Source organism: Sphingomonas floccifaciens (genome assembly GCF_042681125.1).
GTDB lineage: Bacteria > Pseudomonadota > Alphaproteobacteria > Sphingomonadales > Sphingomonadaceae > Sphingomonas > Sphingomonas floccifaciens.
Genome location: NZ_JBHUFC010000003.1, coordinates 678604 through 700370 on the forward strand (window position 1 = coordinate 678604; position 21767 = coordinate 700370).

Annotated in this window: 23 protein-coding genes; 13 read left to right on the plus strand and 10 right to left on the minus strand. The window is 67.2% G+C overall.

All coding sequences use genetic code 11. From position 1 onward, the window contains the following. Positions 1–61: 61 nt before the first annotated feature. Both ACFSC3_RS10265 and gorA read right to left on the minus strand, forming a co-directional pair. Entirely contained in the window at positions 62–895 is an 834-nt protein-coding gene (locus ACFSC3_RS10265) for a phytanoyl-CoA dioxygenase family protein (RefSeq protein WP_380940309.1), read from the minus strand. Positions 896–1197: 302 nt separating this feature from the next. Further along, on the minus strand, positions 1198–2547 hold the full coding sequence (gene gorA / locus ACFSC3_RS10270; protein WP_380940310.1) for a glutathione-disulfide reductase: 1350 nt from the start codon (positions 2545–2547) through the stop codon (positions 1198–1200). A 198-nt stretch (positions 2548–2745) separates the two neighbouring features. On the opposite strand from gorA, the gene ACFSC3_RS10275 reads away from it, so the two are divergent. After that, positions 2746–3897, plus strand: coding sequence for a saccharopine dehydrogenase family protein (locus ACFSC3_RS10275; protein ID WP_380940311.1), 1152 nt, complete (start codon positions 2746–2748; stop codon positions 3895–3897). A gap of 91 nt (positions 3898–3988) precedes the next feature. Here the strand turns inward: ACFSC3_RS10275 and ACFSC3_RS10280 are convergent, their stop codons facing one another. From ACFSC3_RS10280 to ACFSC3_RS10295, 4 genes are all read right to left on the minus strand, one after another. Continuing rightward, positions 3989–4816: a TorF family putative porin gene (locus ACFSC3_RS10280; RefSeq protein ID WP_380940906.1), complete on the minus strand. Its 828-nt coding sequence runs from the start codon at positions 4814–4816 to the stop codon at positions 3989–3991. A gap of 181 nt (positions 4817–4997) precedes the next feature. Then, a complete protein-coding gene (locus ACFSC3_RS10285; RefSeq protein WP_380940312.1) occupies positions 4998–5465 on the minus strand; it encodes a RidA family protein in 468 nt (155 codons plus the stop codon). Then, positions 5462–6103, minus strand: coding sequence for an HAD family hydrolase (locus ACFSC3_RS10290; protein ID WP_380940313.1), 642 nt, complete (start codon positions 6101–6103; stop codon positions 5462–5464). Before ACFSC3_RS10290 ends, ACFSC3_RS10285 begins: the two co-directional genes overlap by 4 nt. Continuing rightward, complete coding sequence (locus ACFSC3_RS10295; protein WP_380940314.1) at positions 6100–6366, minus strand: DUF3572 domain-containing protein; 267 nt, start codon at positions 6364–6366, stop codon at positions 6100–6102. Before ACFSC3_RS10295 ends, ACFSC3_RS10290 begins: the two co-directional genes overlap by 4 nt. A 44-nt stretch (positions 6367–6410) precedes the next feature. Between ACFSC3_RS10295 and ACFSC3_RS10300 the strand changes: the two genes are divergently transcribed. Then, a complete protein-coding gene (locus tag ACFSC3_RS10300; RefSeq protein ID WP_380940315.1) occupies positions 6411–6791 on the plus strand; it encodes a response regulator in 381 nt (126 codons plus the stop codon). Positions 6792–7046: 255 nt separating this feature from the next. Here the strand turns inward: ACFSC3_RS10300 and rpmG are convergent, their stop codons facing one another. After that, the gene (gene rpmG, locus ACFSC3_RS10305) at positions 7047–7214 is read right to left on the minus strand and encodes a 50S ribosomal protein L33 (RefSeq protein WP_181558573.1); all 168 of its coding nucleotides are present in this window, start codon (positions 7212–7214) and stop codon (positions 7047–7049) included. A 203-nt stretch (positions 7215–7417) separates the two neighbouring features. Here rpmG and ACFSC3_RS10310 point away from each other — a divergent pair, with 203 nt between their 5' ends. From ACFSC3_RS10310 to ACFSC3_RS10325, 4 genes are all read left to right on the plus strand, one after another. Continuing rightward, entirely contained in the window at positions 7418–7744 is a 327-nt protein-coding gene (locus ACFSC3_RS10310) for a hypothetical protein (protein ID WP_380940316.1), read from the plus strand. Between the two features lie 116 nt (positions 7745–7860). Then, positions 7861–8361: a Dps family protein gene (locus tag ACFSC3_RS10315; RefSeq protein WP_380940317.1), complete on the plus strand. Its 501-nt coding sequence runs from the start codon at positions 7861–7863 to the stop codon at positions 8359–8361. 61 nt (positions 8362–8422) lie between these two features. Next, positions 8423–10015 (plus strand): cisplatin damage response ATP-dependent DNA ligase, encoded by a 1593-nt coding sequence (locus ACFSC3_RS10320; RefSeq protein ID WP_380940318.1) that lies wholly within the window; start codon positions 8423–8425, stop codon positions 10013–10015. A 73-nt stretch (positions 10016–10088) separates the two neighbouring features. After that, positions 10089–10838 (plus strand): helix-turn-helix domain-containing protein, encoded by a 750-nt coding sequence (locus ACFSC3_RS10325; protein ID WP_380940319.1) that lies wholly within the window; start codon positions 10089–10091, stop codon positions 10836–10838. A 40-nt stretch (positions 10839–10878) separates the two neighbouring features. Here the strand turns inward: ACFSC3_RS10325 and ACFSC3_RS10330 are convergent, their stop codons facing one another. Continuing rightward, positions 10879–11691, minus strand: a complete 813-nt coding sequence (locus ACFSC3_RS10330; protein WP_380940320.1) for a glutaminyl-peptide cyclotransferase — start codon at positions 11689–11691, stop codon at positions 10879–10881. Positions 11692–12340: 649 nt separating this feature from the next. Continuing rightward, entirely contained in the window at positions 12341–13180 is an 840-nt protein-coding gene (locus tag ACFSC3_RS10335; protein ID WP_380940321.1) for a cold-shock protein, read from the minus strand. A 353-nt stretch (positions 13181–13533) separates the two neighbouring features. Here ACFSC3_RS10335 and ACFSC3_RS10340 point away from each other — a divergent pair, with 353 nt between their 5' ends. The 5 genes from ACFSC3_RS10340 to rpoN all read left to right on the plus strand — a co-directional run bounded on the left by ACFSC3_RS10340 (position 13534) and on the right by rpoN (position 17861). Then, positions 13534–14154 carry a ribonuclease D gene (locus ACFSC3_RS10340; RefSeq protein WP_380940322.1) on the plus strand — a complete coding sequence of 207 codons (621 nt, stop codon included), beginning with the start codon at positions 13534–13536 and terminating at the stop codon, positions 14152–14154. Continuing rightward, a complete protein-coding gene (lptC, locus tag ACFSC3_RS10345) occupies positions 14147–14818 on the plus strand; it encodes an LPS export ABC transporter periplasmic protein LptC (protein WP_380940323.1) in 672 nt (223 codons plus the stop codon). Before ACFSC3_RS10340 ends, lptC begins: the two co-directional genes overlap by 8 nt. A gap of 2 nt (positions 14819–14820) precedes the next feature. Continuing rightward, positions 14821–15354 carry an LptA/OstA family protein gene (locus tag ACFSC3_RS10350; RefSeq protein ID WP_380940324.1) on the plus strand — a complete coding sequence of 178 codons (534 nt, stop codon included), beginning with the start codon at positions 14821–14823 and terminating at the stop codon, positions 15352–15354. A 122-nt stretch (positions 15355–15476) separates the two neighbouring features. After that, positions 15477–16250: an LPS export ABC transporter ATP-binding protein gene (lptB, locus tag ACFSC3_RS10355; RefSeq protein ID WP_380940325.1), complete on the plus strand. Its 774-nt coding sequence runs from the start codon at positions 15477–15479 to the stop codon at positions 16248–16250. Positions 16251–16409: 159 nt separating this feature from the next. After that, the gene (gene rpoN / locus ACFSC3_RS10360; RefSeq protein ID WP_380940326.1) at positions 16410–17861 is read left to right on the plus strand and encodes an RNA polymerase factor sigma-54; all 1452 of its coding nucleotides are present in this window, start codon (positions 16410–16412) and stop codon (positions 17859–17861) included. A gap of 35 nt (positions 17862–17896) precedes the next feature. On the opposite strand, the gene ACFSC3_RS10365 is transcribed toward rpoN, so the two are convergent. After that, positions 17897–18895, minus strand: coding sequence for a ligase-associated DNA damage response exonuclease (locus tag ACFSC3_RS10365; protein WP_380940327.1), 999 nt, complete (start codon positions 18893–18895; stop codon positions 17897–17899). Between the two features lie 91 nt (positions 18896–18986). Here ACFSC3_RS10365 and ACFSC3_RS10370 point away from each other — a divergent pair, with 91 nt between their 5' ends. Then, positions 18987–19178, plus strand: coding sequence for a hypothetical protein (locus tag ACFSC3_RS10370; RefSeq protein WP_380940328.1), 192 nt, complete (start codon positions 18987–18989; stop codon positions 19176–19178). 56 nt (positions 19179–19234) lie between these two features. Continuing rightward, a complete protein-coding gene (locus ACFSC3_RS10375) occupies positions 19235–21628 on the plus strand; it encodes a ligase-associated DNA damage response DEXH box helicase (RefSeq protein ID WP_380940907.1) in 2394 nt (797 codons plus the stop codon). The last annotated feature ends 139 nt before the right edge of the window (positions 21629–21767 follow it).

Sequence of the window (21767 nt, forward strand, 5' to 3'; positions counted from 1 at the left end):
ATCCGGGAGATGGGTCCCCGCCTTCGCGGGGACGACAAACGCAAATGCAGAGAAGGCGCCTTCACACGTAATGCGGGTCGCGGTCCTTCGGCAGGTTCTCGTAATGCACGATCGCCGGCTCCGGCCCCAGCGGTACCGGCCGGCCGTCGCGGAACGCCCATTCGCCGCGGTCGCAGTCGGCGGCGCGGACATAGCCGTTGATGTACAGGCGGCGCATATGCCCCTCCCGGTTCCGGCCGGAGGCGTGGACAAGATACGGGTTCCAGAAGGCCACGTCGCCCGGCTCCAGCACCAGATCGACCACGTCCGCGGTGGTATAGCCGATCTTCGCAAGCGCCGCGTCGTCCATCGCGCGGCCCAGCACATCGGCGTCGACGTCGAGGTCGACGTTGCCGAGCCGGTGGCTGCCCGGCACGAAGCGCATACAGCCCGACTGCGGCGTATGCGGATCGATCGCGAGACCGGTCTGCACATAGGAGGTGCCCAGGTTGCGATAGACATGATCCGGCTTGCGGAAGCGCGAATCCTGATGCCACGCGAAGTCGCCGGCCCCGTGCGGCTCCTTCCAATGCACCTGGTTGATGATCTGCTTCAGGTCGCCACCGATCAGGGTCCCGAGCAACCGGGCGAAGCGCGGATCGAGTCGCACCGCGTTCATCACCGGCTGGTGATAGGACGGCCACTGCGCCATCCGCACCTTCGGCGCGCCATCGCGGCCGGGGGCGACGTTGTAGAACAGATTGCCGTGCCGCCAGCTCGCCCCGAGGACGGTTCCCTCCTGCCACAGCTGGTCGATCGCGGCAGAAATTTGCGCGATCTCGGCGGGGGTGAACACACGGCGGACGACGACATAGCCGTCGCGGGCATAGGTCTCGGCGATGGTTTCCCGGGTCATGGGACAGATTACATAGCGGGAAAACGTGTCGAAGGCGTGACTGGCGGGTTTTGGTTTTGTCATGTTCGTTGGGGGAGGAGTGGGGGCTGCCCCACGACGCTACCCACCGTTCGTGCTGAGCGAAGTCGAAGCACGTGTTCGGGGCACGCCCTTCGACAAGCTCAGCGCGAACAGTGGGTAGGGGCACACGGCTCCGCCGCGGCGAAGCCGCGTCGTCGGTCGGGCTACGCCCGCCGGCCGGGTGAGGCCATGCTGCGCACCGCGGCCGTCCGCCGGCCATGCCGGCGCGACGCCGCTTGGCCTCAACGCATCAGCACCAGTTCCTCCGCCATGCTCGGATGCAAGGCCACCGTCTCGTCGAACGCCTGCTTGGTCAGCCCGGCCTTCACCGCGACCGCCGCCGCCTGGAGAATCTCCGGCGCATCCGGCCCGATCATGTGCAGGCCGACCACGCGGTCGGTCTCCGCTTCGCACACCATCTTGTACAAGCAGCGTTCGTTGCGATTGGCGAGTACGTTCTTCATCGCGCGGAAGTCGCTGAGGTAGACCTTGACCGTCCCCAGCTTGTTCTTCGCCTCCGCCTCGGTCAGCCCGACGCCGGCCATCGGCGGATGGCTGAACACGGCGGCCGGGATGCAGTTATAGTCGACCCGCGTCGGCTTGCCGCCATAGACGGTGTCGGCGAACGCCTGGCCTTCGCGGATCGCGACCGGCGTCAGCTGGACGCGGTTGGTGACGTCGCCGACCGCATAGATCGACGGGCAGCTCGACTGGTTGTCGGCGTCGACCGGAATCGCGCCCTTGTCGTCCAACTCGACACCGGCCGTCTCAAGCCCCAAACCGTCGGTGTTGGGAACGCGGCCGGTCGCGAAGATCACGCAGTCGACTTCCAGCGGATCATGGCCGGTCATCTCGACCTTCAGGCTGCCGTCGGCCTGCTTCTCGATCCCACGGAATTCGGCGTTGAAGCGGAATTCGATGCCCTTCATCAGGCTGATCTGGAGCAGCCGGTCACGAATCGACTCGTCATAACCGCGCAGAATCACGTCCGTACGGTTGATGAGGGTGACGTGGGCACCGAACTGATGCAGCACCCCGGCGAATTCGTTGGCGATATAGCCTGCGCCAGCGATCAGCACGCGCTTGGGAATGGCGTCGAGGTGGAACACTTCGTTCGAGGTGATGCCATGCTCGTGCCCCGGGCAGGACGGCACTGCCGGGCGCGCGCCGACCGCGATCAATATGCGCTCGGCCGTGATCTCGCGTCCGCTGGCCAGCTTCACGCTGTTCGGGCCGGTAACCACGGCGCGCTCGTTGATGATCTCGACGCCGTGGCTTTGCAGCGTGCTGGTGTAGGCGCCATTGATCCGGTCGACCTCCGACAGGACGTTTTCTTGGAGGCATTTCCAGTCGAATTCGCAGTCGTTGGGCACCTTCCAGCCGAAGCGCTGTGCGTCCTTCAGATCCTCGGCGAAATGCGCGCCGTAGACGAGCAGCTTTTTAGGGACGCAGCCGCGGATCACGCAGGTGCCGCCGACGCGATATTCCTCCGCCACCGCGACCCGCGCGCCGTGCGCCGCCGACACGCGCGCGGCGCGGGTGCCGCCCGATCCGGCGCCGATGACGAAGAGGTCGTAGTCGTATTGGGGCATGGCTGGCTTCCGGCAAAACCGCCGTTCGCCCTGAGCTTGTCGAAGGGCTGCCCTTCTTCGGCGCGGAAGAAAAGACAGGGCTTCGACAGGCTCAGCCCGAACGGGGCGGGGGGTGGGTCTGTCGGGTCCATCTAGGATGCCCCGGCCTTGCGCGCCACCCGGGGATCGGCGACGCTGCCGGACACAAGGAGAGGGACCATGCGAGACTTCGACATCATCGTGTACGGCGCGACCGGCTTCACGGGGAAGCTGGTCGCCGAATATCTGGGCAGCCGCGATCACGGCGTGCGGTGGGCGATGGCCGGGCGATCGCTGACCAAATTGGAGGCGGTGCGCGACGATCTCGGTCTCGACGTGCCGCTGATCACCGCCAATGCCGACGATCCCGCGTCATTGCGTGCGATGTGCGACCAGGCGATGGTCGTGCTGACGACGGTCGGGCCGTATCAGCTTTACGGCGAGCCGCTGGTCGCGGCATGCGCGGCGTCGGGCACGGCCTATGTCGACCTGTGCGGCGAGCCGGCGTGGATGCGGCACATGATCGATGCGCACGAAGCTCAGGCGAAGCTGACCGGCGCGCGAATCGTCTTCAGCGGCGGGTTCGATTCGATCCCGTTCGACCTGGGCGTCTGGACATTGCAGCAGGCCGCGATCGCGCGGTTCGGCAAATCCTTCCCCCGCGTGAAGGGCCGCGTGATCGCGATGAAGGGGACGTTCTCCGGCGGCACCTTCGCCAGTGCCAGGGCGACGATGGCGGCGGCGGCGAAGGACCCGTCGATCTTCAAGCTGATGATCGATCCGTTCGCGCTGACGCCGGGCTTCTCCGGGCCATCGCAGCCCAAGGGACTGATGCCCGAATATGACGATGCGCTGGGCGCCTGGACCGCGCCGTTCGTGATGGCGGCGATCAACACCAAGAACGTTCACCGCACCAACGCGCTGCTCGCCCACGCGTACGGCACTGACTTCACCTATGACGAGATGATGGTCGCGCCGGGGCTGGGCGAGATCGGCAAGGCCGCGGCGGAGGCGATTGCCAAGTTCAATCCGATGGGCGGCGACAAGGGGCCGGCGCCGGGTGAGGGGCCGTCACTGGAAGAGCGCGAGAGCGGCCATTACGAAATCGCCTTCCTGGGGGAGATGCCGTCGGGCGAACGGTTGCGCGCGACCGTCACGGGCGACCGCGATCCGGGCTATGGATCGACGTCGAAGATGATCGCGGAGACGGCGATCTGCCTGGTGAAGGATGTGGCGGGCGAGGGCGGGATTTGGACGCCCGGAGCATTGATGGCCGAACCGCTGGTCGCGCGGCTGAAGGCGAATGCCGGCCTGACGTTCTCGGTAGAGTAACCGTCATACCGGGCTCGACCCGGGATCCAAGGCCACAGGCGATGTCGCCCGTGGCCCTGAATCCCCGCTTTCGCGGGGATGACGCGAGTCGTCAGAACGCTGCGGTCACCCCGATCACCGCGGTCGGGCCGACGATCGAGCCGCCGGTCGTCTTCGCCAGGTTCGGCTGGAGATAGGCCGCCTCGCGCGCCGAGATGTCGGTGTCGACGTAGGACACGTTGAAGGTCAGGTTCTTCCAGGTGACGTCGGCACCGACCGACCAGTCCCAGTATTTGCCCGTCGGCGCGACGCTGGTGCCGTTGGGTCCGAGGCCCGGGTTGCCGTCCGAATAGCCGATATGGCCCTTCAGCGTGATGGGGCTGGTCGGGATCGCGACCGCGGCGTCGCCGGCGAGGTAGAGATTGTCCTCCGACGTGCCCGGCCCCGCGACGAACGGCGTCGCCGAGCGGGTGTAGAGCCCCAGCGCCTGCTGCTTCGGTGCGTAGAACACCGACGCGGTCAACGTCGCCGGACCCGCGGTGCCGCTCAGCTTGGCATAGGGTTCGAAGAAGTCGGTTTCGTCCGCGCCGCCCGGATACATGTACCAGGTGACGCCGACGTCGAGCGTGCCGTTGGCCAGCGGTGCCTTGTAGCCTGCGATCACGTCGAGTTCGAGGTTCGCGCCGCCGAACGTGCCCCAGCCGGCGAGGTTCGAACCCCAGGTTCCGACGTAGAAGCCGCTGTCATGCGCGATGGTGATGCCGCCCTGCACGGCGACTTCCTTGTCCGACTGCGACACGCCGCGGAAGCGGTAGTCGGAGACGACGCCGACGCTGCCCGACACGGTGATCGGTGGCGGCGGGTCCTTCACGTCCTGCGCGAAGGCAGGCGTCGAGAGAACGCTCAGGGCGAGCGCGAGGGGGTATTTCGGAAAACGCATCATGAGACTCCATGTTGGGTCGATGGTTTCCGCCTGCGTGCCGGGTGCGGGGCTGCTACGTGGCGCTCCCGCTTACCGGCGACACAGTGAAAGTGCCGCATTGTGCTGCGACGCACAACAAAAAAGCGTCGCGGCGATAGCCGACGACGCTCTTTTGTTGCGCTGGTGCAACAGTCGACGATCAGGAAATGGCGATGATCGCGTCGACCTCCACCGCAACACCGCGTGGCAGCGACGCAACACCGACCGCGGCGCGGGCGTGCTTGCCGGCGTCACCGAACAGCGCGACCATCAAGTCCGACGCACCGTTGGCGACCTGCGGCTGTTCGGTGAAATCGGGCGTCGAGTTCACGAACACGCCCAGCTTGACGATGCGCACGACCCGGTCGAGTCCACCGAGCGCGGCTTTCGCCTGCGCGACGACCATCAGCGCACAGCGCTTCGCCGCTTCCTGGCCGTAAGCGAGGTCGTGCTCGCCCTCTCCGATGCGGCCGAGGATCAGCTGGCCGTTGGCGTCGAACGGGATCTGCCCCGACACGTGAAGCAGGCCCCCGGCCTCGACGGTGGGCACGTAGGAAGCGACCGGGGCGGCAGCCTCCGGCAGGGTCAGGCCGAGCTCTTCGAGCTTGCGATCGATATGGGTGGTCATGCTGTCTCTCCAGTGAGGGCCGGGGCCGGCTGGCCCTCGGCAAAGCGGGTGGCGATCCAGGCGCGCGCGTCGCGCCAGTCGTCGATACGGGCGTGGGCATGCGGCGCTTTGGGCACCGATGGTGCGAGTGTCGGCTCGGACACCATGTGCAGGCGGTGGACCGCCGGCGCGTGGCGGGCGACCGATTCGTGATGGACCGCGAGATCGTCGACGAACACGGTCACGCTCGGCCGATATTCCTCGATCAGTCGCGCGACCGGCGTGCCCTTCCCGCCCTGGTTGCATTCGACGCGGTGGGCGATGCCGTGCGCTTCGAGCTGCTCGATGCGGGCGTCGCGGCAATGATCGTGCAGGTTGGTGAGCACGACGATATCGGCGCTCTGCGCGATCGCGGCCAACGCCTCGCGGGCATGGGGCACGAGTGTCTGCCGGGCCATCTCGTGCGGGAAGAAACCGTCGAGCAGCGTCCACATCTCGTCCCGGTCGAGCAGCGAGCCGTCGCGCCGTTTCATGCTGGTCGCGAAATCGCCGCCGTTGGGCGCGAAGTCGATATCGTGCGCCTCGCCGAGCCATGTTCCGAAATGCCGGACCATGTGCAGCAGCACTTCGTCGCAGTCGGTGATCAGCAGCGGCCTCATGCGCGGTCCAGCCGCTCGCGGGCGCGCACCAGATCGGCGGGCGTGCAGCCGATCGCGTCGGCGCAGGCGATCAGGTCCGCTTCGTGATTCTCCAGGAACTGGAGCGCAGCGGCCAGCGTCGCGGGCGAGCCGGCCGAGGTGCGCAGCGACTGCGGGTCCAGCCCGGTCAGGTCGAGCAGCCGCATCGCCCGGTTCGGATCGTCGAGCGTCCAGACGAGCGCACGCAGCGCCAGCGTATCGTCATTTGTCTCAGGCGTCTGCATCGCTTACAGATTTGCACCATAGCTTCGGGAAGGTCATCGCGGGCGTGGCAAAAAGGGTGCTCGTTGTCGAGGACAACGAACTCAATCTGAAACTCTTCTGCGACCTGCTGCGTGCGCACGACTTCGTCACCGAACCGGTGCGCGACGGGCGCGAGGCGGTGGGGCGGGCGAAGGCGTTCGAACCCGATCTGGTGGTGATGGACATCCAGTTGCCGCATGTCAGCGGACTGGAGCTGATCGGCCAGATGAAGCGCGACCCGCGACTGCGCGCGATCCCGATCATGGCCGTGACGGCCTATGCCGGCCGGGACGACGAAGAGCGCATCCGTGCGGCGGGGGCGAATGCCTATGTGTCGAAGCCGATTTCGGTGATGCGATTCGTGCAGGAGGTGCGGGCGCTGGTTCCGGCCGAGGGGGCGGCTTAAAATCCTCCCCGGCAAGGGGAGGGGGACCGCCGCGAAGCGGTGGTGGAGGGGGCGGGCCTCGAAGCGAGTCGCTGGTGGAGAGCCCCCTCCACCAGCCTGCGGCTGGTCCCCCTCCCCGCGAGCGGGGAGGATTTAAAAACCACGCAAAAAAGCCGTGGGGCGCTTGGCCCTACGGCTTTCAAACCTCAGCGAGTCGCCTGCGGCTCTGTGGCCCCCGCCTGCGCGGGGGCTGCGTAGAAATCGCCGGAGCGACTTTTACTTGATCTTCGCTTCCTTGAACTCGACGTGCTTGCGCACGACCGGGTCATACTTGCGGAAGGTGAACTTCTCGGTCTGCGTGCGCGGGTTCTTCTTCGTGACGTAGAAGAAGCCCGTATCGGCGGTGCTGACGAGCTTGATCTTGACGGTTGCCGGCTTGGCCATGACCCGAATACCTGAATCTGTTCAAATGAAAGAGGCGGCACACCCACGGGCGGCCGCCGTCAGGGGAGCGCGCATCGTCGATATGGCGGGCGATGTCAAGCTGTGCGATCGATTCGCCGCCCGATTGCCATATCGTCTTTGACCGCAAGTTAACCACTTTAGGCGCAACTTCGCGCGCAGGACAGGTGAGGGATGCAGTCGAGATGACACTGCGGGGCATGGATGCGATGAAGCTGGTGCGCGACGATCTGGTGGCGCGGGTCGACGCGATCGATCGGCGCGCTGACCGGTTGCGGCCGGACGAAGTCGCCTATGAGCTCGAAGCGATTCGCCGCATCGCCAGCCGTCACGGGATCGGCGCCGCGATCACGATCGTCCATGCGCTTGACGGCGCGTTGACGCGCGGCGAGCGCGGATCGCTCGTCCATGACTGGCTGTCGCTCCTGCGTGACGCGGTCGGCAGCCCCTGCGGCTTGCCGCATGCGGCGGAAACCTATGCCGCGGCCTGTGCCGTCCGGCTGGTGCGCTAAAGCTCGCGCGACCCGCGACTGATCCAGCGGGTCGATCAGACTGACGCGGACAAGCCGGGAGCCAATCGCGTGAAAGGTCGTTACCTGCGCGTAACTGCCAATCGCCGGAGATAAACGTGGCCAACGCCAATCCCGCGCCGCTCGCGACGCCGACCGACCTCAACCGCAACGACACCCGCACCGTCGCCGATGCGCTGAACGCGTCGCTGGCGGATTGCTATGCGCTGTACCTCAAGACCAAGAACTTCCACTGGCATGTCTCGGGCCCCCATTTCCGCGACTATCACCTGCTGCTCGACGATCAGGCCACGCAAATCCTGGACGTGACCGACGCGATCGCGGAGCGGGTGCGCAAGACCGGCAACCTGACGCTGCGGTCGATCGGCGACATCGCGCGGCGCCAGACGATCAAGGACAATGACGCCGAATTCGTCACCGCCGCCGACATGCTGGCCGAGTTGCGCGAGGACAATCTGAAGCTGGTCGAAAGCTTCCGCACGGTGAAGGAAGCGGCCGAAGACGCCAAGGACAACGCGACCAGCGGGATCGTCGACGAATGGACCGACCAGGCGGAGGAGCGCGCCTGGTTCCTGTTCGAGGCCAGCCGCAAGGGCTGAAGGTCGATCGGCCCTACGGCCGGGCTGGGGAACCGTCCGGCCCTATCCCGGTTAGCGTGTCATGCGCGCCTTCGCCGACCTGCTCGACTCGCTCATCTACACGCGGTCGCGCAATGCCAAGCTGAAGCTGATCGGCGACTATCTGCGCGCCACGCCCGATCCCGATCGCGGTTGGGCGATGGCGGCGCTGACCGGGGAACTCGACCTGAAGGCGGTCAAGCCGGCCGTGATCCGCGCGATGGTCGACGAGCGGGTCGATCCGGTGCTCTATCGCATGAGTCGCGACTTCGTCGGTGATTCGGCGGAAACGATCGCGCTGATGTGGCCAGAACCCGCCACGCCGCCGGCCCTGCCGCCGGAGGCGCTGCGGTTGTCCGCGGTGGTCGATCGCCTCGCCTCGCTGTCGAAGGCGGACACCGCCGGCGTGCTCGGCGCCTATCTAGATGCGATGGCGGCGGACGAGCGCTATGCGCTGCTGAAACTGGCGAGCGGCGCGCTGCGGGTCGGTGTGTCCGCACGGCTGGCGAAGACCGCGCTTGCCAATGCCTTCGCCGTCGACGTCGATGCGGTGGAGGAGGTGTGGCACGGCCTGGCGCCGCCCTACACTGCGCTGTTCGACTGGGTGGAGGGGCGCGGGGAACAGCCGACGGCAGCCGACGTGCCCGTTTTCCGCCCCTTCATGCTCGCGCATCCGCTGGAGGAGACGATCGTCGATCTGGCCGACTATGCCGCGGAATGGAAATGGGACGGCATCCGCGTCCAGTTGGTCCATGTCGCCGGCGAGACGCGCCTCTACAGCCGCGCGGGCGACGACATCACGCGCAGCTTTCCAGAAGTCGCCGCAGCCTTCCGGGTGCCGGGCGTGCTCGACGGCGAATTGCTGGTCCGCGGCGACGCGCAGGGCGTGGGGCGCGACGATGCCACCGCCAGCTTCAACGCGCTGCAACAGCGACTGGGGCGCAAGCAGGTATCGGCGAAGATGCTGGCCGACGCGCCCGCCTTCGTCCGGCTCTACGACATATTGTTCGACGGCGCGGAGGATTTGCGCCCGCTGGCCTGGACCGATCGGCGCGCCCGGTTGGAGGCCTTCGTCGCGCGACTGCCGACTGAGAGCTTCGACATCTCCGCCGTCATCGATGCGAGCGACTTCGCGCATCTGGGCGAGATCCGCGCGGGCAGCCGCGATGCCGCGATCGAGGGCGTGATGCTGAAACGGCGCGACTCGCCCTATGTCACCGGGCGCCGGGTCGGATTATGGTACAAGTGGAAACGCGATCCGCTCGTCGCCGATTGCGTGATGATGTACGCGCAGCGCGGATCGGGCAAACGCTCGTCCTTCTATTCCGATTACACCTTCGGCTGCTGGACCGAGGGTGGCGAGCTGTCGCCGGTCGGCAAGGCCTATTCGGGCTTCACCGACGAGGAGCTGAAATGGCTCGACCGCTTCGTCCGCAACAATACGGTCGCCCGTTTCGGCCCGGTTCGCGAGGTCGAGAAGACGCTGGTCCTCGAAGTCGCATTCGATTCGATCCACGCATCGAAGCGGCACAAGTCGGGCGTTGCCATGCGCTTTCCCCGCATTTCGCGCATACGGCGCGACAAGCCCGCTGCGGAGGCGGATACGATCGCGGCGCTGGAACGGCTGGTGACCTAGATCGGTCGGACACCGCTCTCACCCCGATTTTTTGGGGGTGGCCGCCGCCGGGCGCTCGCCGTACCCGAGGGGTATGAGCACGCAGGGCGGCGATGCCCATTGGGGGCTGACCGAGAAGGAGAAGGAGACGCTGCGGCTGATCGTGCGCGGTCATGACGCCAAGTCCGTCGCGCGCACGCTCAACCTGTCGGTGCATACGATCAACGAGCGGCTGCGCGATGCGCGGCGCAAGATGGCGGTGGCGAGCAGTCGCGAGGCGGCGCGGATGCTGCTGGCGGTTGAGGGCGGGGCGGCGGCGACCCCCAATTCGCTTGGGGACGCGCCATTCGGGGGTGATCCGGCTGCGAACTCAGGCGATCCCGGCGGCGGCCCGGCGCGTCGCCGGTCGCTTCTGTTGATCGGAGTTTTGCTCATGACCCTCATCCTCGGCCTCGTCGCGCTGATCGCGGCACCATCCCTCACCCAGTCGCCGACGACCGTCCCGGCGGCCACGCGCTCCGACGTCACCGACGCGGCGCAGCAATGGCTGCAATTGCTCGATCAGGGACGATGGGAGGACAGCTATCGCGTGACCGGCAGTGAGTTCCGCCGGCTCAATACGCTCAAGGTCTGGAGCGATGCCTCGAACCGGGTGCGCAAACCGCTCGGCGCGGTGATGTCACGTACGCTGCTCAGCCAGGAAAACCTGCCCGCGCCGCCCAGCGGCTACGAAGTCGTCAAGTTCCACACGCGCTTCGCCAATTCGGGTGGCGAGGTGACCGAGACGGTGACGCTCGACCGCGAGAACGGCGCGTGGCGAGTGGTCGGGGTCACGGTGGGCTGAAACTCTTCCGTGCTCCCGCCCGCGCGGGAGCACGGAAGGCCTACTGCACCGGCACCAGCTTCACCTCGAACAGTGTCGGCCACAGCTTGCCGGTCAGGAACAGACGCTTGTGCCTCGCGTCCCAGGCGATGCCGTTCAGCACCGCATCGGGATCGCGCGCCGCGACTTCGCGGGTCAGCGCGCCGGCGTCGATGATCCGCGTGACGTGCCCGTCCTTCGGATCGATCGCGACGATATAGTCGGTCTGCCAGATATTGGCGAAGACCTGGCCATCGACGACCTCCAGCTCATTGAGCTGGTCGATCGGCTTGCCCCGCAACGTCACGCTGACGCGGCGGCGTTCGGCGAGCGTTTCGGGATCAAGGAAGCGCAAGGCAGGCGTGCCGTCCGACAGGACCAACGTGTCGCCCAGCGTCGCCAGGCCCCAGCCTTCGCCGGGATAGCGCCGCGTGCCCATCGGCTTGAGCGACGTCGCGTCCCAGCGATAGGCGATGCCGTCCTTCCACGTCAGGCTGACCAGCGTCTTGCCATAGCGCGCCAGCCCCTCCCCGAACTGCGCCGCAGGAATCGTCCGGCGCATGAGGACGCGACCATCGGCGAGCGCGACGTGACGGACCTCCGACCGGCCCTCCTTGCCGGTGCTCTCGAACAGGCTGCCGTCATGCCAGACGAGTCCTTGGGTAAAGGCGCTGGCGTCGTGTGGATAGCGAGCGACGACCTCGACCCGGAAGAGTGGGACCGGGGCGGGTGCCGGCGTGGCGACCTGCGGCCGGGGCGGGGCGGGCTGCACCTGCGGCGGAGCGGCGCCGATCAGCAGGGCGGCGAGGGCGGACAGGGCAGGGCGCAGGATCATGGGCGGAATATACTGCGCCGCGGGTGAATGGGGAATTGCGGAAAGCGAGTGCGCGGCCAGGCGAAACTTCCGCCAACATCCCCTCGGTGCTCCCGCGCAGGCCGGAGCCCAGAGCCACGAATGACACCGCCCGTCGTATTGCCCGGTTCTGGGTTCCCGCCCGCGCGGGAGCAGCGGGGGATTGTGGTTGTCTCTCGCAAACGGCTCGCCTGCGCGATAGCACGGATAAGAACTTCACAGAGTTGCGCGGCGGGGAACGGTCATCGGTGCGACCGCGCTTCGTGCGCCGGCGCAGGCAGGAGCCCTGGCGGCCAAAGCCTTTGCGGTAACCAGCGCTCCGGCTCCCGTCGGAACATGGCGATGCTCCAAATCCGATGGGTCACGCGCGCAAGAGATGGATTCCCGCCTTCGCGGTAATGACGGGGTGTGAGGGCGGTGCGTAACCCGTTCCCGATCGGCTGCGCGCGTCGAAGCGCTGTACCTTATGTCGCGAGCGGCCGGCGGTCGTATCTCGGAACGGCTCTTGGACGACCGCATGCCGAACGTGGGCAAGGCGCATCGCCGCACTAGCCGACCACCCCCAAAACAAAACGGGCGGCGCCGTATCCGGCACCGCCCGCTCTATTCGATCACCTGAAGGGCGCGAAGCTTACTGCTTCGGCTCCAGGTTCACCGCGGCATGCTTGCCGCGACGGTCGATCTCGAGTTCGAAGTCGAGCTTGTCGCCTTCGTTCAGCGTCGGGAGACCCGCACGCTCGACCGCCGAGATGTGAACGAACGCGTCCGGCTGGCCGTCGTCGCGCTGAATGAAGCCGAAGCCCTTCATCGCGTTGAAGAACTTGACGGTGCCCGATGCACGCTCACCGGTCAGCTGCCGCTGCGGGCCGCCACCGAAGCCACCACCGGCGCCACCGCGCGGTGCGGCGTCACGATCGCGCGGCGGGCCGCGGTCGGTGACGGGCATCGGCTCGCCGTCGATCTTCAGTTCGGTCGCCGAGATACGGCCACCACGATCGACGAGGGTGAAGCCGAGCGGCTGGCCTTCCGCCAGACCGGTCAGGCCGGCCTGCTCGACCGCCGAGATGTGGACGAACACGTCTTCGCCGCCATCGTCACGAACGACAAAGCCGAAGCCCTTCTGCGCGTTGAAGAACTTCACCACGCCGGTGCCTTCGCCGATCACCTGGGGAGGCATGCCGCCGCCGCCACGGCCGCCGCCGAAGCCGCCACCACCGCCGCCGCCACGGAATCCGCCGCCGCCGCCGCCGAAGCCGCCGCCACGCGAACCGCCACCGCCGCCGAAGCCGCCGCCACCGAAGCCGCCACGGTCACCGCCGCCGAAGCCGCCGCCACCGAAACCGCCGCGGTCGCCGCCGAAGCCGCCGCCACCGAAACCGCCGCCGAAGCCGCCGTCATCGCCGCCGAAACCGTCCCGCTTGTCGCGGCCGCGTCCACCGCGATCCCCGCGGCCACCTTTATTGAAACTCATAACCCTGTTCGTCTTCCCGGGCCGTCCGAACCGTCTCCCAACCGTTGCGCCGGACGACGGACGCAGGGTTCCGAACGCGAATACGCGCACGTGTGAGAATCGTGCATAGACGAATTAATCAAGTCCCGCGAACAAATTCGACGCAATTAAGGCGCCTGATCCTCATATGATTGCCCATCTGTGGCGCTTTCGGCACAGAATGCGCCATCGGGAGCGTGTCATTCGCGCAACATCATGACGTCACATCGTCGAATGCGCCGCGGCCCCGCGCGCCGAATGCCCGGCTAAGCTTATTTCCCGCTGTGGCGTCTGGGTTGTTGAGCGTTCAGCCTCTGCCCCCTATGTGCCGGCTCATGGCCGTATATCTCCATGAAGAAGACATTCCCGCCGACCTGTTCGCGCCGGGCGCCGCGATCGCCGTCGATACCGAGACGATGGGGCTGATCACGCCGCGCGACCGGCTGTGCGTCGTGCAGCTGTCCGACGGCGGGCCGGACGAGCATCTCGTGCGCTTTGCCGCCGGCAGCGACTATGCCGCGCCGAACCTGAAGGCGCTGCTGGCCGATCCGGCGCGACTGAAGCTCTATCATTTCGGCCGCTTCGACATCGCGGCGATCCGCCACTATCTGGGCGTCGTTGCGGCACCCGTCTACTGCACGAAGATCGCCTCGCGGCTGGTGCGCACCTACACCGATCGCCACGGGCTGAAGGAACTGGTCCGCGAACTGCTGGGGCAGGAGGTGTCCAAGGCGCAGCAATCGTCTGACTGGGGCAGCCCCACACTGACCGACGCGCAGAAGGATTATGCCGCGTCTGACGTGCGGTATCTTCACGCGATGAAGGTCGAGCTGGACAAGAGGCTGGAGCGCGAGGGGCGGATGAAGCTGGCGCAGGCCTGCTTCGACTTCCTGCCGCATCGCGCCGAGCTCGACCTAGCCGGCTGGCCCGAGACCGATATCTTCGCTCATGCCTGAAGTCGCCGCGCCTCTGCCGATGTCGCGTGCCGCCCGGATCGAGCGGACCGCGCGCCAGCGCTGGGCCGCGCCGGGCAGCGCACACGACCGGTTCGTGGCGCTGCTCCAGATCGCGCTGCCGCTGGGCATCGGCGTCCTCGCCGCGTTCTTGGTCATGGCGCCCCTGTTCATGGGCGGCGACGTCAGCTTCATGCTCGACAAGAACAAGGTCGCCATCGCGCAGGAGCGGATGAAGACCGAGGCTGCGCAATATCGCGGCCAGGATGCCAAGGGCCAGGCCTTCACGCTCGACGCCGGCTCCGCGGTCCAGAAGAGTTCGGCCGAGCCGGTGGTCCAAATCGCCAAGCTCACCGCCGAGTTGCAGATGCGCGAAGGGCCGGCCGAACTGACCGCCCCCAGCGGCCGCTACGACATGCGCAGCGAGCAGATGAAGGTCGACGGTCCGATCGCCTTCACCGCCGCCGACGGCTATCGGCTCGGCACCTCCGGCGCGACCGTCGACATGAAGAGCCGCCGCCTGCAAAGCGACGGCGCGGTCGAGGGCAACACGCCGATGGGGACGTTCAGCGCCAATCGCTTGTCGGCCGATCTTGAAGGCCGCGTCGTGCGCCTTGAGGGAAATGCCCGCTTGCGGATCGTCCCCAAGGGCGCGAATAGGCGTTGATCATGCGCGGCCATTTCGCCCTTCTCGCCCTGACCCTGTTCGCGACCGCCGCGAGCGCGCAGGTGCGTCATAATTCGAACGCCCCGATCGATTTCAACGCCGGAACGATCGAGCTGCAGGACCGTGCCAACCGCGCGATCCTATCGGGCGGTGTCAACGTGCGCCAGGCGAACATGACGCTCGATGCGCAGCGAATGACGGTCGCCTATACCGGCCAGATCACCGGCGGGTCGCCGCAGGTGTCGCGGCTCGACGCGTCGGGTGGCGTCACGGTGACGCGTCCCGACCAGCGCGCGAAGTCGCAATATGCCGTCTACGACCTCAATCGTCGGGTCATCACCATGCTGGGCGGCGTCACATTGGTGCAGGGTGCCGGCAATACCGTGAATGGCGGGCGGCTGACGATCGATCTCGACACCGGCCGTGCGACGATTGACGGGTCGTCGGTCGGAACCACCAAGGCGCCTGACGGCAGCGTGATCCGCCAGGGCGGTCGCGTAACCGGCCGCTTCTCGGTGCCCGAACGCTCGCAATAAACGGCACCGGCCGGGCGGTTCGCCGCTTTTGCGCTTTTCTCCTGCACGCCTTTCATGCAGGAATCCTGCCAAGTCGCCGAAAGTAACGCTTCGGTAACCAGGTCGTGCGAGCAGGAGCACCGATGAACGACGTCGCCACTCTGGACCCCACGCCCGTCGTTCCGGTCGAGACCGAGAACGGCCTGTCGGTCGTGTCGATCGCCAAGGCGTATGACAAAAGGAGCGTGCTGACCGACGTTTCGCTGACGGTCGGTCACGGCGAGGTCATCGGCCTGCTCGGCCCGAACGGCGCGGGCAAGACGACGTGCTTCTATTCGGTGATGGGACTGGTGAAGCCCGATTCGGGCCGCATCATGCTCGACGGCGAGGATATCACCGGCCTCCCCATGTATCGCCGCGCGATCCTCGGCCTCGGCTATCTGCCGCAGGAAACCTCGATCTTCCGGGGCCTTAGCGTCGAGAAGAACATCCTGGCCGTGCTCGAACTGGCCGAACCCGTAAAGGACGCGCGTCAGGCGAAGCTCGACAAGCTGCTCGACGAATTCGGCCTGACCCGCCTGCGCGACGCGCCGGCGATGGCGCTGTCGGGCGGCGAGCGGCGCCGCGCGGAGATCGCGCGCGCCTTGGCGGCGGAGCCGTCGATCATGCTGCTCGACGAGCCGTTCGCCGGCATCGACCCCATTTCGATCAGCGACATCCGCGACCTGGTGAAGACGCTGAAGGGCCGCGGCATCGGCGTGCTGATCACCGACCACAATGTGCGCGAGACGCTCGACATCGTCGATCGCGCCTACATCATCTACGACGGGCGCGTGCTGTTCACCGGCAGTCCGCAGGCGCTGGTGGCCGACGAGAATGTCCGGCGGCTGTACCTGGGTGAGGGCTTCGAGCTCTAGGGCTATGGAGCGGGGCGCTCATACATCCCCCCCGGCACGGGGAGGGGGACCAGCCGCAGGCTGGTGGAGGGGGGGCGCCGCGAGCGACTCGCCTGCGGCCCACCCCCTCCACCATTCGCTGCGCGAACGGTCCCCCTCCCCGCGAGCGGCGAGGATCCGATGAGTCTCGCTCCGCGCCTCGACCTTCGCCAGTCGCAATCGCTGGTGATGACGCCGCAGCTGCAGCAGGCGATCCGCCTGCTCGCACTGTCGAACCTGGAGATCGAAGGCTTCCTGGCCGAGGAGATCGAGAAGAATCCGCTTCTGGAAGCCGGCAGCAGCGATGCGATCGACACTCCCGAGCCGGTGGTCGTCGAACCGTCGGAGGCCGGCAGCGGCGATGGCGAAGCGGCGCTCGACATCGATACGTCGAGTGCGTTCGACGAGGATTCGCCGGGCGACCGCGACGGTTCGCTCGGGCTGACGGGAGCCGCAGGCGGTGCGGCGCCGGAGGACGGCCCCGACCTCGACGGCTTCGCCAATCCCGACATCAGCCTGGCCGATCACCTCCTCGCGCAGGCCGGTACCGTCGTGTCCGGCGCGGACATGTTCATCGCCGCGCATCTGATCGATCAGATCGACGAGGCGGGTTATCTGACCGCGCCGCTGCTCGACATGGCCAACCGGCTGGGGGTGCCGCTGGCGCGGGTCGAGGCGGTGCTGGCGCAGGTCCAGACCTTGGACCCGACCGGAGTGGGCGCGCGCACGCTCGGCGAGTGCCTCGCGCTCCAGGCGAAGGAGGCCGATCGCTACGATCCGGCTATGGCGGCGCTGATCGACAATCTCGACCTGCTGGCGCGCGGCGAGCGCACACGGCTGAAGCGTATCTGCGGAGTCGACGACGAAGACTTGGCCGACATGATCCGCGAGTTGCGCGACTATGATCCCAAGCCCGGTTGCCGCTATGGCGGGGAGAGCGCGCCGGCGGTCGTTCCCGACATCTTCGTCGCGAAGACCGCAGCCGGCTGGCGGATCGAGCTCAATTCGGCGACGCTCCCCCGCGTCCTCGTCAACCGCCGCTATCATGCCGAACTCGCGGGTGCCGGCAGCGACAAGGCGTCGAAGGCGTGGCTGAGCGATTGTCTGGCCAGCGCCAACTGGCTGGTGAAGGCGCTCGACCAGCGCCAGCGCACGATCATCAAGGTCGCGACCGAGATCGTGAAACAGCAGGAGGCGTTCTTCCACAAGGGCGTCGCGCATCTGCGTCCGCTGACGCTCGCGCGCGTGGCGGAGGCGATCGAGATGCACGAATCGACAGTCAGCCGCGTGACCAGCAACAAATATCTCAGCTGCGCGCGCGGCGTGTTCGAGCTGAAATATTTCTTCACCTCCGCGATCCAGGCGGCCGATGGCGGCGAGGCGGTGTCGGCGCTGGCGGTCAAGTCGGCGATCCGCGAACTGATCGCCGGGGAAAGCGCGAAGGCGATCCTGAGCGACGACACCTTGGTCGAACTGCTCAACGCCAAGGGCTTCGACATCGCGCGCCGCACGGTCGCGAAATACCGCGAGGCGATGGGGATCGGCAGCTCGGTGCAGCGTCGGCGGCAGAAGGCGCTGGAGGGGGCGGGCTGAAGATCGCGGCGGCGCCGGCTTGAGATCGCCCCCGGTCAGTCGTCCTCATCCTCGAACCCGACTAGGTCGAGCGCCCGCGCCTTGATCTGGCGCATCGCGCACCAGTGGACCAATGCGTCCTCGCGGCCGTGGGTAACCCAGACTTCGCGGGGGCGGAGTTCTTCGATCGTCGCGGTCAGTTCGTCCCAATCGGCGTGGTCGCTCAGGATGATCGGCAGCTCGATATTCTTCTGCCGCGCGCGCTGGCGCACCGTCATCCATCCGCTTGCCATCGCGGCGATGGGATCGGGCAGGCGGCGCGACCAGCGGTCGTTGAGCGCGGAGGGCGGCGCGACGATCACCCGGCCGGCCAGCTCCGCCTTCGCCACGCCCATCGCCGGGCGCAGCTCGCCGAGGTCGACGCCGTTCTCGACATAAAGGTCGCACAGCCGTTGCAACGCGCCGTGGATGTAGATCGGATCGTCGAACCCCATCACGCGCAGCTCGCGGATTACGCGCTGCGCCTTGCCCAGTGCATAGGCGCCGACCAGTACGCAGCGGTCGGGGTTGGCGCGCAGGACGGTGAGCAGCTTGTCCATCTCGTCATGCGTTTCGGGGTGGCGGAACACCGGCAATCCAAACGTCGCTTCGGTGACGAACACGTCGCACTTCACGGGCTCGAACCGGGCGCAGGTCGGGTCCTCGCGCCGCTTGTAGTCGCCCGACACCACGATCCGCTCGCCGCGGTGGTCGAGCACGATCTGTGCGGAGCCCAGCACATGGCCGGCAGGGACGAAGCTCACCTCGATCTCGCCGAGCGTCAGCGATTCGCCGTAGGCGACCGGCCGCGCCGTCTGCGGGCCGTAGCGGACTTCCATGATCTGCAACGTCTCGGGCGTCGCCCACACTTCGCCATGGCCGCCGCGGGCGTGGTCGGCGTGGCCGTGCGTCACCAGCGCGCGCGGGACCGGGACCGAGGGGTCGATCCAGGCGTCCGCGGACGGAAGGTAGATGCCGGTCGGGTGCGGCTGCACCCAGTCGCCTAGTCGGGCCATCGCTGCCAATCGCGCGAAGCGCGCCGCCGTTCCCTGTGGCGGATCGATTGTCGCCCGCGCTTCGTTGACGCCGCCGGACCTGAAAAGGAATATGATGATGGATACCGGTGGTGGAATCTGGAGCATCCTGACGATCGTTGGGCCGCTGTTGCTGATCGCGGTGCTGGCCTGGGTGGTGATGAGCAATCGCCGCTCGCGCAGTGCCGAACAGCGCACCGAACAGGCGACGCGGGCGAATTACGAGCGGCAGGAGCGGGCCGACAAGGCAAGCGAAGTGCACTGAGGCGGGCCGCATCCTATATCGCCGATGTGCATGACCTGACCGACCTTCCCGCGCCGCTGACTGCCTGGTTCTCCGCGCGGGGCTGGTCGCCGCGCCGGCACCAGCGCGAGATGCTTAGCGCGGGCAGGGCGGGTGAGAACGCCCTGCTCGTCGCGCCCACGGGCGCGGGCAAGACGCTGTCGGGATTTCTGCCGACGCTGGCCGATCTGATCGAAAGCCCCGGCTTCGACGGACTTCACACGCTCTATGTCTCGCCGCTCAAGGCGCTCGCGGTCGACGTGCAGCGCAACCTGATGACGCCGATCGAGCAGATGGGCGTGGCCATCCGGGTCGAGGCGCGCAGCGGCGACACGCCCTCCGATCGCAAGGCCCGCCAGCGCGCGCGGCCGCCCCACATCCTGCTGACGACGCCCGAATCGCTCAGCCTGCTGCTCAGCTATCCCGACAGCTTCGAGATGTTCGCGAACCTGAAGACGGTCGTGATCGACGAGGTCCACGCCTTCGCGACCGGAAAACGCGGCGACCTGCTGGGCTTGAGCCTTGCGCGGCTCCAGACGATCGCCCCCGCCATGCGCCGCGTCGCGCTGTCGGCGACCGTCGCCGATCCGGACGGCTATCGCGCCTGGCTGGCCCCCGATGGCGATATCGATACCGTCCGGCTGGTCCGCGGCGAGCCTGGTGCCGACCCGAACATCGCGATTCTGCTGCCGCAGGGCCGCGTGCCCTGGTCGGGGCATTCCGGCCGCTACGCCGCGCCGCAGGTGATGCGCGAGATCGAGGCGCGGCAGACGACGATCGTGTTCTGCAACACCCGTAGCCTCGCTGAGTTGATCTTCCAGGATCTGTGGAAGGAGAACGACCAGAGCCTGCCGATCGGCGTCCACCACGGCAGTCTCGCCAAGGAGGCGCGGCGCAAGGTCGAAACCGCGATGGCCGACGGTCGCCTGCGCGCGCTGGTCGCGACCGCCAGCCTCGACCTGGGTGTCGATTGGGGTAATGTCGACTGCGTGATCCAGATGGGCGCGCCCAAGGGGTCGAGCCGTATGCTTCAGCGTATCGGCCGCGCCAACCACCGGCTCGACGAACCGTCGGAAGCGGTGCTCGTGCCGGGCAATCGCTTCGAATATCTGGAAGCGCGTGCGGCGTTGGACGCGGTGGAGGCGGGGGAGCTCGATCCCGATATCTTCCGCTCCGGCGCACTCGATGTGCTGGCCCAGCATATCATGGCGGTCGCCTGCGCCGCGCCGTTCGAGCGTGACGCGTTGCTGGGCGAGATCCGGTCTGCACTGCCCTATTCGGCACTGCCCGACGAGACGTTCGACCGCGTGCTCCAGTTTATCGCCGATGGCGGCTATGCCCTGCGCGCCTATGACCGGTTCAAGCGGCTGACAAAGGGGGCGGACGGCTTGTGGCGCGTCAGCCACCCGCGCTTCGTCGCGCAGCACCGCCTCAACGCTGGGATCATCGTCGACGCCGTCACGCTCGACGTGCGGTTCAAGAACGGCCGCAAGCTGGGTACGGTCGAGGAATATTTCGCGTCCACCCTGTCGGTCGGCGACACCTTCTTCTTTGCCGGGCTGAGCCTGGAGGTCGAGCGGATCGATATCGCCGACCTGTGGGTCCGCGCGACGACCAGGCCCGCCCGCATCCCGACCTACGTCGGCACGCGCATGGCGCTGTCGACCAACCTCGCCCACCGCGTCCGCACCTTCCTCTACGACCGTGCCGAATGGCACCGCTTCCCGGCGGACGTGCGCGAATGGCTGGAGGTGCAGGACCGCCGCTCGATGCTCCCCGCGCCCGATCAGCTGCTGGTCGAGACATTCGAGCGTGAGGGACGGCATTACATGGTCGCCTACAGCTTCGAGGGGTGGAACGCGCACCAGTCGCTCGGCATGCTCATCACCCGGCGGATGGAGGCGATGGGCCTCAAACCCATCGGTTTCGTGTCGAACGACTATGCGCTCGCCTGCTACGCCCTGGAGCCGATCGACGATCCCGCCCAGCTGTTCAGCCCCGAAATTCTGGAGCATGAGTTCGTCGACTGGGTGCAGGGATCGAACCTGCTCAAACGCGCCTTTCGCGAAGTCGCGGTCATCGGGGGCCTGGTCGAGCGCCAGCACCCCGGCAAGCGCAAGTCGGGCAAGCAGGTCACCTTTTCCACCGACCTCATCTACGAGGTGCTGCGCAAATACGAGCCGAGCCACCTGCTGCTCCAGGCGGCGTGGGAGGATGCGCGGGCGCGGATGACCGATGTCGGGCGCTTGGCCGACCTGCTCGACCGCGCACAGGGGACGATGCTGCATGCGCGACTGGACCGCATCAGCCCGCTCGCGGTGCCAGTGCTGGTGCTGATCGGGCGCGAGAGCGTTGCGCAATCGGGCGCGGCGGACGACGCCTTGCTGACCGAGGCGGAAGCGCTGGCGGCGGAGGCGATGGCGCTGGATTGAGAGGGCGACCATGCCGCAAATCCGTTCGTGCTGAGCTTGTCGAACTACTGTCCTTCTTTTGCCGCCCTACATCTCGCGGTCAGAAGAAGTGCAGCCCTTCGACAAGCTCAGGGCGAACGGGGAGGGCGCGCAAGTATCC

Excerpts from the sequence above, each read along its gene's own strand:
- ACFSC3_RS10350 (WP_380940324.1), top strand. The coding sequence starts at position 14,821 with ATGCGCGGCCATTTCGCCCTTCTCGCCCTGACCCTGTTCGCGACCGCC.
- ACFSC3_RS10265 (WP_380940309.1), bottom strand. The coding sequence starts at position 895 with ATGACCCGGGAAACCATCGCCGAGACCTATGCCCGCGACGGCTATGTC.
- rpmG (WP_181558573.1), bottom strand. The coding sequence starts at position 7,214 with ATGGCCAAGCCGGCAACCGTCAAGATCAAGCTCGTCAGCACCGCCGAT.
- rpoN (WP_380940326.1), top strand. The coding sequence starts at position 16,410 with ATGAGTCTCGCTCCGCGCCTCGACCTTCGCCAGTCGCAATCGCTGGTG.
- ACFSC3_RS10280 (WP_380940906.1), bottom strand. The coding sequence starts at position 4,816 with ATGCGTTTTCCGAAATACCCCCTCGCGCTCGCCCTGAGCGTTCTCTCG.
- ACFSC3_RS10325 (WP_380940319.1), top strand. The coding sequence starts at position 10,089 with ATGAGCACGCAGGGCGGCGATGCCCATTGGGGGCTGACCGAGAAGGAG.
- lptB (WP_380940325.1), top strand. The coding sequence starts at position 15,477 with ATGAACGACGTCGCCACTCTGGACCCCACGCCCGTCGTTCCGGTCGAG.
- ACFSC3_RS10365 (WP_380940327.1), bottom strand. The coding sequence starts at position 18,895 with ATGGCCCGACTAGGCGACTGGGTGCAGCCGCACCCGACCGGCATCTAC.
- ACFSC3_RS10295 (WP_380940314.1), bottom strand. The coding sequence starts at position 6,366 with ATGCAGACGCCTGAGACAAATGACGATACGCTGGCGCTGCGTGCGCTC.
- ACFSC3_RS10290 (WP_380940313.1), bottom strand. The coding sequence starts at position 6,103 with ATGAGGCCGCTGCTGATCACCGACTGCGACGAAGTGCTGCTGCACATG.
- gorA (WP_380940310.1), bottom strand. The coding sequence starts at position 2,547 with ATGCCCCAATACGACTACGACCTCTTCGTCATCGGCGCCGGATCGGGC.
- ACFSC3_RS10310 (WP_380940316.1), top strand. The coding sequence starts at position 7,418 with ATGACACTGCGGGGCATGGATGCGATGAAGCTGGTGCGCGACGATCTG.
- lptC (WP_380940323.1), top strand. The coding sequence starts at position 14,147 with ATGCCTGAAGTCGCCGCGCCTCTGCCGATGTCGCGTGCCGCCCGGATC.
- ACFSC3_RS10335 (WP_380940321.1), bottom strand. The coding sequence starts at position 13,180 with ATGAGTTTCAATAAAGGTGGCCGCGGGGATCGCGGTGGACGCGGCCGC.
- ACFSC3_RS10340 (WP_380940322.1), top strand. The coding sequence starts at position 13,534 with ATGGCCGTATATCTCCATGAAGAAGACATTCCCGCCGACCTGTTCGCG.
- ACFSC3_RS10275 (WP_380940311.1), top strand. The coding sequence starts at position 2,746 with ATGCGAGACTTCGACATCATCGTGTACGGCGCGACCGGCTTCACGGGG.
- ACFSC3_RS10320 (WP_380940318.1), top strand. The coding sequence starts at position 8,423 with ATGCGCGCCTTCGCCGACCTGCTCGACTCGCTCATCTACACGCGGTCG.
- ACFSC3_RS10330 (WP_380940320.1), bottom strand. The coding sequence starts at position 11,691 with ATGATCCTGCGCCCTGCCCTGTCCGCCCTCGCCGCCCTGCTGATCGGC.
- ACFSC3_RS10285 (WP_380940312.1), bottom strand. The coding sequence starts at position 5,465 with ATGACCACCCATATCGATCGCAAGCTCGAAGAGCTCGGCCTGACCCTG.
- ACFSC3_RS10370 (WP_380940328.1), top strand. The coding sequence starts at position 18,987 with ATGATGATGGATACCGGTGGTGGAATCTGGAGCATCCTGACGATCGTT.